Raw genomic sequence first — 13,464 nt, 5'->3', positions numbered from 1 at the left:
GGACGGTGTGTCTGTCGGCCCCCAGCGGCAGGTAGGCGGAGCCCTGAAGGGTTGCCTTGACATAACTGAGGGTGACGCTGCCTGTGATGGCGGTCGGTTCCGCTCTTGCGTCGACCCGCCAGCCCGACCTGGGGTCGAGGATATCGTCCGTTTGGTCGTAGGCCACCGCGCCCAGAAGCGATGCGATGAACTGCTCCCGGGTGCGGATCGAAACATAAAAGGGATCCCGCTCCCGGGTCTGGCTGTACTCCAGCGCGGCGCCCACGGTCACGTAGGACACGTCGGACCTCCGCCGCTCGACGTCTGCGCGGACTTCCAGGCCGGCCTCATCATAAGCCGAGGTTTGACGATTGTAGACCGCCGCATAGCCATTGAGCGACTGGCGAAACCGACGCCAGTGCGGCAGGGAGATCTCTGCGCCCAGACGGCTATCGACGGTGGAAGCCCGGGCGAAGATCGCGCTCGTGTCCGCCAACCCAAAGCGGTTGAAATGGCTCCACCGCATGTCGGCCCCGAGGCCCTCGCTGCTCGCGTAACTTGCGCCCGCCTCCAGTCGTCGGGGCCGCCTGTCGACAAGGGTCACGATTACGTCCCTGGCCCCGTCGTCACCCACGGTTTCAGGGGACGCCAGGGATACTGAGACCTGATCATACACCCCTGTCTCGACAAGCCGCTTCTCGAGGTCCGACAGGGTTTCTGGAACATAGAGCACGCCGCTCGCCCAGGGTGCCAGGGAGGCCAGCCAGTCGCCCCGGGTCCGCCCCTCGGTTTCCAGGCGAACGCCTCCCAGCCGCACAATGGTGCCGGCACTGATCCGATAGATCGGCCTGAGGGTCCGGTCAGCGTGATCGACGATGACTTCCCTCGGGCCGATGAAGGCGTCCGCGTAACCTTCCTTCTGAATTGCCGACAAGACCCTCGCCTCGGCGGAAACGACATCGATTGCCCTGGCCGGCTGACCGGGTTTGAGCTCCAGCCGACTGAATCCGAGGGCCTGCAGCGCCTCCGGCGGCGTGGGCTCGACCCATTCGATCCGGGGTTCGGCGACCTGGAATCGGGGTCCCATGGAGACATCGACAAAGGGCTCCGCCACGGCGTCATCAGAGATGCCTGGCTGGACGCTGAATTCGTAATAGCCTTCCGAACGCAGGGCCGCGGCGACTTCGCCAGAAGCCGTATTGGCTCGCTGCCGGGCATCGAAGCGGCTGCGGACGGGACGTTCCGTGGTCCCGATCGCGGCCTCGATCCTTGTCCGCAGATCTGCCGGCAGGTCACCCCGCAGACGAGCGCGCATCACAGGGGTCGCCGCCACCGCGACGTCCGCAGTCATGAGACTGAGCCCGAAAAGCCCCGCCGCAAGGATCCGCCTCTGAAACCGTCGCGTCCAAGCCAAGCCCGCGCCCCCTCAATAGGGATGAGATAGCCTGCCGGATCACCCTCTGTCATCCGCCGAGGCGAGGAGGCGACAGCGCTCAATTTTCTGGCAGGTGCCCGAAAACAGGGCAGAGGCGGGGGTGGTAGTCGCCAAACCCGGCTTGCCACTCTATGCAGGTCCCTCAATGTCTAGGCTTCTCCCTTGCCGTATCCGAACGGAAGGGAGCCCCGGGTGAGATACGCTTTGTCCGATCCTGCTCATTTGCCCGGTGCACACGCCGCGGCGGTGAAACCTTATGACGAGATGATGGATCCGACGGGAGAGGTGAGGCCTCACTATGCGGCCCTCGCCCGGCGCGTCGCCTCGCTCGCAGACGAAGACCTCGCTGAGCGCCAGCGCCTGCTCGAGCGCTTCTTCCTTCTGCAGGGCATCACCTTCACCGTCTATGGGGCCGAAAGCTCGACCGAGCGGATCATTCCCACCGACCTCCTGCCCCGGATCATACCGGCGACAGAATGGGCGACGATCGAGGCGGGGCTGACCCAGCGCCTGAGGGCACTGAACATGTTCCTTGCCGATATCTACAGCGACCAGAAGATCCTGATGGACGGTGTCGTCCCGCGGGAACTCGTCCTGGGGGCTCCCTCCTACCGGCGGGAAATGCAGAACCTCTTCGTTCCGCACCAGGCCTACGCCAACGTCTGCGGCAGCGATCTCATCCGCAAGCCAGATGGCGGGTTCGCCGTTCTCGAGGACAACCTGCGTGTGCCTTCGGGCGTTTCCTACATGCTCGCGAACCGGGAGGCCGCCAAGCGTACCTTCCCGGGCTCGTTCCGGAAGGCCGGTGTCCGCCGGATCGAGGAATACCCGGACCTCCTGCTTTCCACCCTTCGGAGCATGGCTGCCGACTGGCGCCCCAACCCCCAGGTCGTCGTCCTGACACCGGGTGTCTACAATTCTGCCTACTTCGAGCACGCCTACCTCGCCCGGCTCATGGGCGTACCCCTGGTCGAGGGTCGCGACCTCGTGACCCACGACAACATGGTCTACATGCGCACCACCACCGGCCTCCGCAGGGTGGACGTCATCTACCGACGCGTGGACGACGATTTCGTCGACCCCCTGACATTCCGCAGGGACTCCAGCCTGGGAGTCGCTGGTCTCTTCAACGCCTACCGTGCCGGCAATGTCGTGATCTGTAACGCTCCGGGGACAGGCGTGGCCGATGACAAGGCGGTTTACGCCTATGTCCCGGAGATCATCAGCTACTACCTGGGGCAGGACGCCATCCTGCCCAATATCGAGACCTATCTGTGCCGCGAACCGTCGCAGCTTTCCCATGTGCTGGCCAATCTCGACAGCCTGGTGGTCAAGGCGGTGGGGGCTTCCGGCGGCTATGGAATGTTGGTCGGCCCCCACGCCACTCAGGCGGAGCGGGAGGCCTTCGCCGACGCCCTTAGGGCGAACCCTGAGAACTATATCGCCCAGCCCACTATCCAGCTGTCGACGGCCCCCTGCCTGATCGACGGCGCCATCGACCCGAGGCACGTCGACCTGCGCCCTTTTATCCTGTCGGCCGACAAGATTCGGGTGACCCCTGGTGCCCTCACCCGCGTCGCCCTGCGTAAGGGCTCTCTGGTGGTGAACTCCAGCCAGGGTGGTGGCTCCAAGGACACTTGGGTTCTCGGCGAGGGCGACAGCCAGGAGGCCCGGCCATGATGCTCGCCCGGGTTGCGGACAGCCTTTACTGGATCGGTCGGTATGTGGAGCGCGCTGAGCATATGTGCCGGCTCGCTGACGTTCTCCTCAACGCCACCCTCGACAGGACCGAGAGCTCGGGGCAGGTCGCGGACATGGTGATCTCGGCCATCACCGACGGACACAACGACGCGCCGCTTTCGCCCTGGGACGCCGCCCTGGCGATCACCATGGACAGCGAGAACGGCGACTCTGTCACGGCGGCCCTCGCCAGGGCCCGGGAAAACGCCCGCCAGGTCCGCGACCAATTGACCACGGAGACCTGGGAGCGGCTGAACCTGATCTACCTGAGGGTGACAGGCGAAGCTGCCGCGCGCGACTTCTCCGACGCCCCCTCCCAGTTCCTGCACGACATCATCGCCGACCTGCACCTGTTCAAGGGCGCGGCGGACGCCACCATGAGCCATGGCGAAGGCTGGGGCTTCCTGCAGCTCGGCGTGTTCATCGAGCGCGCCCAGTTGATCGGCAAACTCCTGCAGGCCGGCTTTGGGCGAAGCCTGGGACGGCCAGTCACCGAGCATGCCGCCATGACAGCCCTGCTTCGCATGAGCTGCGCCCTGGAACCCTACTTGCGCAAACACACGGCCGACATCCAGCCGAGCCTGATCCGCCAGTTCCTGATGTTCGACGAGGACTTTCCCAGGTCCCTTCGATTCTCGACGGCCCGGATCGAGGAACACCTGTCCAGCGTCGGACGAAATGTCGACCTCGGAGGCGGGGCTGGACCCGAGCGCCTAGCAGGAAGGCTGAAGGCCCGGCTCCTCTATGCAGACCCGGAGGCCCTGGGGGGAGAAGAGTCCGACAATCTGGTGGCGACCGTCCTGGAGGAATGCGCCCGGCTTCACGCAGGAATCTACGACACCTTCGTCGCCTATTCCCTCGAAATGCGGCTTCCCGCCTAGGAAATCCCATGCTGCTCGAAGTCAGACACGTCACCCGATACCACTATGCGGCCCCTGTCCGGGAAAGCCTGATGGAAGTCTGGATGCAGCCCCGAAAGACGCCCCAACAACGCTTGACCAGCTTTGATCTCGAGCTGGATCCCGCCGCCCAGGTCTTTTCCTACGCAGACCCCTACGGTAACGCCGTCTACCATTTCGACGTCCCGCACCCTCATGATCAGCTGACCATTACCGCGCGGTCCGTGGTCGAGACCGCCGCGCCGGCCCCCCTCCCCGAGGCTCTGGATCCAGGCGAATGGGACCGCCTAAAGAGTGCCAGTGTCCTGGGAGACAATTTCGACTTCCTGAGGCTGCAGGGGTTCTGCATCGAAACCGACGCCCTGAGAAACTTTGTCGCCGAACGTGGGCTCGACAGGCTGAGGGAGCAGGACCCGCTCACCGCCATAAGACACCTGTCCGAAGTCATCTACGAGGCCTTCGACTATGAACCCGGCGTGACAGATGCGGAAAGTCCGATCGACCTTGCCCTGTCTGCCCGCAGGGGTGTCTGCCAGGACTTCGCCCACATCATGATCACCATATGCCGCAGCTGGGGCGTACCGGCGCGGTATGTGTCGGGCTACCTGTTTACCGATCGCGAGGGAGGGGACCGTTCGGACCCCGAGGCCTCCCACGCCTGGGTCGAAGTGTTCCTTCCCTCCACCCGATGGATCGGCTTTGACCCGACAAACAACTCCCTGGCTGGAGAGCGGCACGTCTCTGCAGCCATCGGCAGGGACTATGCCGACGTCCCGCCTTCACGCGGCGTCTACAAGGGCGAGGCGGAGAGCCAGCTAGCGGTCGGAGTTAATGTGCGTCGTGCCCGGGCCACGTCAGCGGAACCCGAGTTCATCGGCCTCGCAGGCCCGAGCTTTGCTCGTGGGGGCGGCCGCCGGCGTCCCGGCTCCGGTGCCCTCCTCCTCGAGCGCCAACAGCAGCAGCAACAGTAGGCGGCCCGCCAAACTTGTTGCACTCTGAGTGTCGATATCTCAATCTAGCCCCTGGTGTTCGGGGAGGAAAATCGTGCGCCCGTGGCTTGCCGCTGGAGATGCATTCGGGTCGTGCGGGGACAATAGCCCCCCGGATCAAACTGCGACGTCAGGTTTACGAAGCCCCCTGAATCCGGCGACAAGTATGGCCAAGGCAAGCACCTCGATCAGGATGGGTGCCACCTGGTTGAAGGTGAACCCCGCCAGGACGAGATTGAGCAGCCTCCCCGCAAGCGCGGCGCCCAATAGGCTGATTGGTCCCAGAAGGGCACGGCCGTCTGCCTTGATGGCGGCGAAGAGGGCCAGGCCACCGGTCCCAGCAAAGAGACCGGCAATGTCCGCCCTGAGGGTCGCCTGCCCCAACTCACCATTCAACAGAAGCCCGAACTGGGTGGCGACCGCGGCCGGATCCACCCAGATCCGCGCAGCCAGCATCAGGGCAAGCAGCCCCAGTGCGCCCACAACAACTCTCAAAGCTAGCATCCGAACCTCCCCGATCGCTTCCCACTCCGGGGAGCCTATGCGAGGCCGGCCCGACTCGACAACGCTCTGCAGGGAGATTTCGAATGGCGCTTGAATACGACCTCTACTGGTCCTTCCGGTCTCCCTACTCCTACCTGATCACTCCAAGGCTGGTGGAACTGGAGGCGGAGTATGACGTGACCTGCCGCGTCCGCCCGGTCTATCCCCTGGCGGTCCGTACGCCGGAATTCTTCCAGGGGCGCGATCCCCTCTGGTTTTCCTACCTGATGATGGACACCCGGCGAGAGGCCGAGTTCCTCGGACTGCCCTTCCGCTGGCCCCGCCCGGACCCCGTCTACATGGACATGGCGACCGGAACCTATCCGAAGGATCAGCCCCATATTCACCGCCTGACACGGCTGGGCGTACTCGCCGCCGAGGCGGGCCAGGGCCTGGCCTTCCTGAAGGAGGTCAGCACGGCGATCTGGAGCGGCCAGGTGGACAACTGGCACGAGGGCGATCACCTGGCCGAAGCCGCGCAGCGCGCGGGGCTGGACCCCAAGGCGTTATTTGATCGCGTCGAAGCCGAATCCGAGAGGCTTCACGCCGTGATCGAGGAAAACCAGATGGCTCAGCGCCAGGCTGGCCACTACGGCGTGCCCATGATCACCTTCAACAATGAACCCTTCTTTGGCCAGGACCGCATGGACCAGTTCCATTGGCGCCTGGAGCAGCAGGGTCTTTCCCCCCGCAAGACCGCCTGAGGAGGCGAACCGATGAAATTCCTGAAAGTCCTCGGCATCGGACTGCTCATCCTGGCCGGCCTCGGAGCCCTCGCCTGGGTCAACCGCGCCACCGTTCTGAGCCTGATCGCCCAGTCCCGGCTTCCCCACATCGCCCCTAACCGGGAAGTGACCTGGGAGCAGGGGCCCGCGGACCGACCGCCGACCCGTAGCCGCCCCAATGTCATCTTCATCCTGGTGGATGACATGGGCTTCAATGACCTGACCCTCAACGGAGGGGTGGCTGCAGGCGCTGTCCCCACGCCGAACATGGACTCCCTCGGCCGGGACGGCGTCGTCTTTGACAATGGCTATGCAGGTAACGCCACCTGCGCGCCTTCCCGCGCTTCGCTCATGACCGGGCGCTACGCAACTCGCGTGGGCTTCGAGTTCACCCCGGCTCCGGTCGCCTTCGAGCGGATGGTGGGGACGTCCGCCGAGCCCGGCGTCACCGTCCGGCCCAAGTTCTTCAAGGAACGGGTCAAGGACGTTCCGCCCATGGAATCCATGGCGGTGCCCGCCAGCGAGATTACCATCGCCAAGCTTCTCCAGGGCCAAGGCTACCACACGCTGCACTTCGGCAAGTGGCATCTCGGCGCCAATCCCGGATCGCGACCGGAGGACCGCGGCTTCGACGAGAGCCTGGGCTTCATGTCGGGCGCGTCGTTGTTCCTTCCGGTCCGCGACAAGACCGTGGTCAACTCCAAGCAGCCGTGGGATCCGATCGACAAGTTCCTGTGGCCGAACCTGCCCTATATGGTCCAGTACAACGGCTCGGAAATGTTCGCCCCGAAGGGCTACATGACCGACTACCTGACCGACCAGGCGGTGAGCGCGATCCGCGCCAACCGCAACCGGCCCTTCTTCATGTACTTCGCTCCCAACGCGATCCACACTCCGCTGCAGGCTACGCGTGAGGACTATGACGCCCTGCCCCAGATCAAGGATCACCGCCTGCGGGTCTATGGCGCCATGGTGCGCAACCTCGACCGTAACGTCGGGCGGATCCTGGCGACTCTCCGCGAGGAAGGCCTCGAAAAGGACACCCTGATCGTCTTCACCAGCGACAATGGCGGAGCCGGCTACATCGGTCTTGATGACATCAACAAGCCCTACCGGGGCTGGAAATCGACCTTCTTCGAGGGGGGAATCCATACGCCCTTCTTCATGAAGTGGCCGGGCGAGTTGCCCGCCGGAACCCGGTATCCCAATCCCGTCGGGCACGTGGACATCTTCTCGACCATCGCCGCAGCCGCAGGGGCCGCGCTTCCAAAGGATAGGATCATCGACGGGGTCGACCTGGCTCCCTATGTGAATGGCAAGATCAAGGGACGCCCGCACCAGACCCTGTTCTGGCGTTCAGGCCAGTACAAGGCCGTGCGTGATGGGGACTGGAAGCTCCAGAGCAACGAGGCGCGCTCCAAGGTGTGGCTACATAACCTGGCGACGGACCCGACGGAAAAAGTCGATCTCGCGGCCAAGGAACCCGAGCGGGTCAAGGCCATGCTCGCCCTCCTGGCCCGTCAGGACACCCAGAGTGCAAAGCCGCTCTGGCCCTCCCTGCTCCAGGGTCCAGTCTTCATCGACCATCCGTCCGGACGGCCCCAGAAAGCGGGTGAGGAGTACATCCTCTGGGACAACTAGGGGCTGGCTTGCGAAGGACGCCCGAAGCGGGGGAAGCTGGGCCATGCCCGGCCTCCCCCTCATCATCGACTGCGATCCCGGCGTCGACGACGCCATCGCCCTCCTGTTGGCGCTTGCCGCGCCAGACGCGCTTGAGGTCCTGGCCATCACGACGGTGGCCGGTAATGTCGGCGGGGACCTGACCGCACGAAACGCTTGCCTGGTTCGTGAGATCGCGAGTCGCCCGGACGTTCCCGTGTTCGCAGGGATGGAGCGTCCCCTCTCCCGGGAGCCGGTCGCAGCTGACCACTTCCATGGGGTCAGCGGCCTTGGCGACCTGCCTGTCCCTACTCCGGCGAGGGGCCCGGAACCCCTCCACGCCGTTGACTACCTGGTCGAGACCCTCCGCAGCCGACCGTCAGGAGAGGTGACCCTGGCCCTCACCGGCCCGATGACCAACCTCGCCGAGGCCATGCGCCGCGCGCCCGACATCATCCCCCGCATCCGACGGGTGGTGGCGATGGGCGGGGCGCGTCGGGAGGGCGGTAACATCACCGCCTCCGCCGAGTTCAATATCTTCGCAGACCCCCACGCGGCGGACGAGGTCGTGCGGTCAGGCGTCGAACTCGCCCTCCTCGGGCTGGACGTCACCCACCAGGTGACGGCGACGGAAGCCCGTCGTCGCAAGATCTCGGAGCTGTCGGGAGCTTCAGCGGCGGCGGCGAGCCGGCTTCTGGCCTTCAGCGCCGGGACAGAGGCCAGGCTCGGGACGGGTGGGCCGCCGCCGCTTCACGATCCCTGCGTCATCCTCGCCCTTTTGGATCCTGGTACCTTCCGCTTCCGCCCCTGCGCTCTGGCGATTGAGACCTCATCTCCGCTTACCCTTGGCCATACGGCAGTGGAATACCGCGTGGGTCCCGAACGACCCGCCAATGCCGACTGGGCCGTGGACGCCGATTCCGACCGTGCCTTCGACCTGATCTACCGTCTCCTCGGACAGGCCGCGTGACCCGGCCCTCCATCCTCGTCGTTGGCTCAGTCAACCTGGACCTGGTGGCGTCAGGCGCGCCCCTGCCCCGCCCTGGGGAAACCGTCATCGGCGCGCGGCTTGAACGTCATCCCGGCGGCAAGGGCGCCAACCAGGCCCTCGCCCTGGCCCGGCTGGGCGGCGCCGTGCGGCTGTGGGCGCGGACGGGGGCCGACCCCTTTGCCGACGAAGCCCTCGCCCTCCTGCGGGCTGCGGGAGTCGACCTCAGCCTGGTCGCCCGGCTCGCAGACACCCACACCGGGGTTGCGTTGATCAGCGTCAGTCCCGAAGGGGAAAACCAGATCAGCGTCGCCTCGGGCGCCAATGCGATGGCCAGGCCCAGTGACCTTCCGACGACGATCGACGACGCCCTCCTTTGCCAGCTGGAGTGCCCCGTCGACCTGGTCGCCGCCGCCGTCGCCCGGGCCCGGGGCTTCGTGGCCCTGAACCTGGCGCCCTTTGGGCCCATACCGGACACCTGCCTCGAACGCGCCGATCTCGTGGTGGTCAATGCCCTGGAGGCGGAGGCACTGGGATCCCGGACAGCAGGGGTCCGGGGCGCCCTCGTCATCACCTCAGGCGCCGGTCGGGTGTGCATGCTCCGGGGCGGCGTCTTGAGCGCAGAGGCCGAGCCCCCCCGGATCAGGGCCGTGGACACCACCGGCTCCGGCGATGTCTTCACCGCAGGCCTCCTGCTGGCCCTGCTGGAGGGCCGCAGCGATTCTGACGCCCTGGCCTTTGCCTGCGCCGCAGCTGCCCTTGCGGCGACTCGTCCCGGCGCCCAGACCGCCTGCCCTGATAGGGCGGAAGTCGACGCCTTCCTGGAAGGGGCGATCAGATGACGACGCACGTCCCAGAACTCAGGCTTTCGGACTTCACCCAAGGCAGCGAGGCAGAACGCGCCCGGTTCCAACACGACCTGTTCGCAGGCCTCCAGCGCTGGGGCTTCGTGATCCTGGGGGACCACAATGTCCCAACCGGGCTCCTGGACGCCGCCTACCGCATGTCGGCGGACCTTTTCGCCCTTCCCGATGCGGTCAAGCTGGCTTCCGCCCGGGGGCTGCGGGGCTACATTCCCTTTGGGGCGGAACATGCCAAGGACAGCCGCTCGCCCGACCTGAAGGCGTTCTGGCAGATCGGGCGGGAGCCCACACCGGCAGCCCTCGAGGTGGAGCCCCTGCCCGCCAATGTCTGGCCCTCCGGCCTGGCAGGTTTCCAGGAGACCTTCCAGTCGCTCTACGACGCCCTGGACGGGACCGGACGCCTGCTTCTGTCCGCCCTCGCCCCCTCACTTGGGCTCCCCGGAGACTGGTTTGACTCCCGGGTCCGGTACGGGCCCTCGATCCTTCGGCTTCTGCACTACCCGCCGGTCTCGGCAGACGCGCCACCTGGAGCCGTCCGATCGGCGGCACACGAGGACATCAACCTCCTCACGATATTGGTGGCCGCCCGGGGCGCCGGCCTCCAGCTTCGCGACCAGGACGGGGCCTGGATCCCGGTGGAGACGGAGCCGGGGAAGCTGATCGTCGATACCGGTGACATGATGGCTCGGCTGACTAACGGCGTGATCGGCGCCACAACCCACAGGGTAGTGAACCCCGAGGGACCCAATGTCAGCCGGTACTCCATGCCCTTCTTCCTTCATCCGCAGTCGGACCTGTCCCTCGCCGCCCTCCCTTCCTGTCAGGCGGAAAGGCGCCCCGAACCGGACATCACCGCAGGTGAGTTCCTGGCGCAGCGACTCCGGGAAATCGGACTGGCCTGAAGCCGATACCGCGACAAGGCCTTTGCGCCATGACCGGGGCTTGGACTAAATTGACAAAATGCGCAGCGGCGTCGCCGTTTCGCGCAGGAACCTGTAAATGCCCCTTTCGCCCGCCTTCAATCCACCGGACACCCAGGACGACCCGGCTTTTCGCCTCACCGGCGACTGGTGCGGCGCGCCTGTCCAGCCCGTGGGCGAGTCCCTCATCCGGCAGGCCAGCACGCTCCCGGAGGGTGCCTTCGACCTCCAGGGAGTGCGCCGCATGGACATAGCGGGCGCCTGGGCCGTGCTTCAGTCTCTCGGGCCGGGCAGCGACTTGTCACGGGTGCGCGGCAAGCCCGAGCACCTTCGCCTCCTGGAGATGGTTGCCGCCGCCGACGCAGCGCGACCGAAGCGGCGGGTCGGGCCAGGGCCCTTCAGGGCCCTACTGGAACGAATCGGACGTGGAGTCATCGGGATCGGCGCCGAGACCTACGGTATCCTTGCCTTTGCCGGACAGTTGATGGTGGTCACGGCGCGCAGCCTCGCCAATCCCAGCCGCATCCGTTGGGCACCCTGCGTTTCCATGGCCGAGAGAGCTGGCCTCGACGCAATACCGATCGTCGTCGTCGCCAACTTCTTCATCGGCGCCGTGGTGGGCCTTCTGGGCGTCAACACCCTGCGGCAGTTCGGGGCCGAGGTTTTCGCGGTCGAACTCATCGGCATCGCCGTAACGCGGGAGTTCAGCATCGTGATCACGGCTGTGCTGCTGGCTGGCCGGTCCGCATCGGCTTTCGCCGCCGAGATCGGGTCCATGAAAATGACCCAGGAGGTCGACGCCATGAAGGTCATGGGCGTGGATCCCTTCGAAGCCCTCGTCTTCCCGCGTGTCGTCGCGCTCCTGCTGACGATCCCGCTCCTGACCTTCGTCGCCACTGTGGCGGGCCTGATGGGCGGTGCCTTAATCACCTGGGCCATGCTGGGCCTGGGGCCAAGCTTCTTCATGACCCGACTGGTCGAGAACGTCGGCGATACGCACTTCTGGATCGCCCTGTCCAAGGCGCCGGTCATGGCCATCGCCATCGCCGGGATTGGCTGCCGGCAGGGCATGTTGGTGGAGGGCGATGTCCTGTCCCTCGGCGAGAGGGTGACGTCTGCGGTCGTACAGGCCATTTTCGCGATCTTCCTGATCGATGCGGTCTTCGCCCTGATCTACATGAAGCTGGACCTGTGATGTCTCCCGAGGCCCTAGGGGGCGAAGCTGAAGCCCCGGCCATCGAGATCCGGGGCCTGCGTTCACAGTTCGGGAGCCGGGTCATTCACGAGGACCTCGATCTTACAGTGGAACGCGGCGAGATCCTTGGCGTTGTCGGCGGCTCTGGATCCGGCAAGTCGGTCATGCTCAACACCATCATCGGCCTCAAACGTCCGGACGGCGGTTCGGTTCGTGTCTTCGGGCATGACATCCACGCCGATCCGAGCCGAACCTGGGGATCGATCGAGCGCCACTGGGGAGTGCTTTTCCAGCAGGGCGCCCTCTTCTCCAACCTTACCGTGGCAGAGAATGTCGAGGCACCCCTCGTGGAACACACGCGCCTGTCCCGCAAGACCATCCGGGAACTCGCGGAGATCCGCATCGGGCTGGTGGGACTTCCCCCCGAGGCCTGCGACCTTAAACCCTCAGAACTGTCCGGGGGCATGCGCAAGCGGGCTGGCCTGGCGCGGGCCCTGGCTCTCGACCCCGAACTTCTCTTCCTCGACGAACCGACTGCCGGCCTGGACCCGATCGGCGCGGCCGCCTTCGACGACCTCATCCTGGAATTGTCACGCAGCCTTGGCCTTACGGTCTTCATGATCACCCACGACCTGGACAGCCTCTACGCCATCACCACCCGCGTGGCCGTACTTGCGGACAAGCATGTCGTAGCGGTGGCACCCGTCCAGACCCTCGAAACCTCCACGCACCCCTGGATCCAGGAATACTTCCTGGGTCCACGGGGGCGCGCTGCCTCCCAGAAATTCCGGACCCAGGCCTGATGGAAAAAACCGCCAATTACGCCCTCGTGGGACTGTTCTCCCTTATTCTTCTTGTGGGCCTTCTCGCCTTTGGTATCTGGCTTGCCCAGTTCAACCTCAACAGGGATTTCCAGAACTATGACATCGTCTTCCAGGGGCCCGTGAACGGGCTGAGCAAGGGCGGTGAAGTCCGGTTCAATGGGATCAAGGTGGGTGAACTCACTCAGATCGAACTGGATCCTGAAAACACCGAGAAGGTGCTCGCACACGTTCGCATGACGGCAGACGTTCCTGTTCGCAGCGACTCCGTAGCGACCATCGAGCCTCTCGGCATCACCGGGGTGAATTTTATCCAGGTCACTGCGGGAACGCGGTCAAATCCCCTGATCCGCGAGCAGGCTCCCTTCGGCAAGACGCCCGTTATTGAATCCCGGCCATCCGCCCTCTCCGGCCTCATGTCTGGGGGCGAATCGGTACTTTCAGAAACCGTGAAGGCCCTCCAGGGGGTCAACGCGATGCTTACGCCTGAGAACATAGCCGCGATCCAGGCTTCGCTGCGGAATGTCGAGGTCGTCTCTGCGGAACTGGTACGACGCAAGTCGATGATCGCCGAGACCGAAGCGGCGCTTAAGAGCGTCAACACAGCCGCCCAGGAGATCGCCGCCCTCTCCGCCTCAGGTCGCGGGCTCGTCGAGGGCGAAGGCGCTCAAACCCTCAAGAGCCTTACAGACGCTGCGACTGAGACTC

Annotated in this window: 13 protein-coding genes; 11 read left to right on the top strand and 2 right to left on the bottom strand. The window is 65.3% G+C overall.

Translation table 11 applies throughout. From position 1 onward, the window contains the following. Positions 1-1,330 (bottom strand): BamA/TamA family outer membrane protein (locus tag WCJ52_RS07140; RefSeq protein ID WP_336902615.1); only part of this gene is annotated, 1,330 nt, incomplete at its 3' end. 348 nt (positions 1,331-1,678) lie between these two features. On the opposite strand from WCJ52_RS07140, the gene WCJ52_RS07135 reads away from it, so the two are divergent. From WCJ52_RS07135 to WCJ52_RS07125, 3 genes are read left to right on the top strand one after another with little or no spacing between them, the layout of a single operon-like run. Further along, the gene (locus WCJ52_RS07135; RefSeq protein WP_336902616.1) at positions 1,679-3,094 is read left to right on the top strand and encodes a circularly permuted type 2 ATP-grasp protein; all 1,416 of its coding nucleotides are present in this window, start codon (positions 1,679-1,681) and stop codon (positions 3,092-3,094) included. Continuing rightward, positions 3,091-4,035: an alpha-E domain-containing protein gene (locus WCJ52_RS07130; RefSeq protein WP_336902614.1), complete on the top strand. Its 945-nt coding sequence runs from the start codon at positions 3,091-3,093 to the stop codon at positions 4,033-4,035. Before WCJ52_RS07135 ends, WCJ52_RS07130 begins: the two co-directional genes overlap by 4 nt. An 8-nt stretch (positions 4,036-4,043) precedes the next feature. Continuing rightward, entirely contained in the window at positions 4,044-5,024 is a 981-nt protein-coding gene (locus WCJ52_RS07125; protein ID WP_336902613.1) for a transglutaminase family protein, read from the top strand. 135 nt (positions 5,025-5,159) lie between these two features. On the opposite strand, the gene WCJ52_RS07120 is transcribed toward WCJ52_RS07125, so the two are convergent. Further along, entirely contained in the window at positions 5,160-5,546 is a 387-nt protein-coding gene (locus WCJ52_RS07120) for a hypothetical protein (protein WP_336902612.1), read from the bottom strand. 83 nt (positions 5,547-5,629) lie between these two features. On the opposite strand from WCJ52_RS07120, the gene WCJ52_RS07115 reads away from it, so the two are divergent. The 8 genes from WCJ52_RS07115 to WCJ52_RS07080 all read left to right on the top strand — a co-directional run. Continuing rightward, complete coding sequence (locus tag WCJ52_RS07115; protein WP_336902611.1) at positions 5,630-6,289, top strand: DsbA family protein; 660 nt, start codon at positions 5,630-5,632, stop codon at positions 6,287-6,289. Between the two features lie 12 nt (positions 6,290-6,301). Beyond that, entirely contained in the window at positions 6,302-7,951 is a 1,650-nt protein-coding gene (locus tag WCJ52_RS07110) for a sulfatase-like hydrolase/transferase (RefSeq protein WP_336902610.1), read from the top strand. Positions 7,952-7,994: 43 nt separating this feature from the next. Further along, positions 7,995-8,939, top strand: coding sequence for a nucleoside hydrolase (locus WCJ52_RS07105; protein ID WP_336902609.1), 945 nt, complete (start codon positions 7,995-7,997; stop codon positions 8,937-8,939). Further along, entirely contained in the window at positions 8,936-9,799 is an 864-nt protein-coding gene (locus WCJ52_RS07100; RefSeq protein WP_336902608.1) for a PfkB family carbohydrate kinase, read from the top strand. The genes WCJ52_RS07105 and WCJ52_RS07100 overlap by 4 nt, the downstream gene beginning before the upstream one ends. After that, positions 9,796-10,722, top strand: a complete 927-nt coding sequence (locus WCJ52_RS07095; protein WP_336902607.1) for a 2OG-Fe(II) oxygenase family protein — start codon at positions 9,796-9,798, stop codon at positions 10,720-10,722. Before WCJ52_RS07100 ends, WCJ52_RS07095 begins: the two co-directional genes overlap by 4 nt. Before the next feature lie 97 nt (positions 10,723-10,819). Continuing rightward, positions 10,820-11,935 (top strand): ABC transporter permease, encoded by a 1,116-nt coding sequence (locus tag WCJ52_RS07090; protein ID WP_336902606.1) that lies wholly within the window; start codon positions 10,820-10,822, stop codon positions 11,933-11,935. Further along, on the top strand, positions 11,935-12,738 hold the full coding sequence (locus WCJ52_RS07085) for an ATP-binding cassette domain-containing protein (protein ID WP_336902605.1): 804 nt from the start codon (positions 11,935-11,937) through the stop codon (positions 12,736-12,738). Before WCJ52_RS07090 ends, WCJ52_RS07085 begins: the two co-directional genes overlap by 1 nt. After that, positions 12,738-13,464: MlaD family protein (locus tag WCJ52_RS07080; RefSeq protein ID WP_336902604.1), on the top strand; the 727-nt coding region annotated here is incomplete at its 3' end. The genes WCJ52_RS07085 and WCJ52_RS07080, both read left to right, overlap by 1 nt.

This window comes from Phenylobacterium sp., from assembly GCF_037138395.1.
Taxonomy (GTDB): domain Bacteria; phylum Pseudomonadota; class Alphaproteobacteria; order Caulobacterales; family Caulobacteraceae; genus Phenylobacterium.
This window is presented reverse-complemented; position numbering and strand designations above follow the sequence as displayed.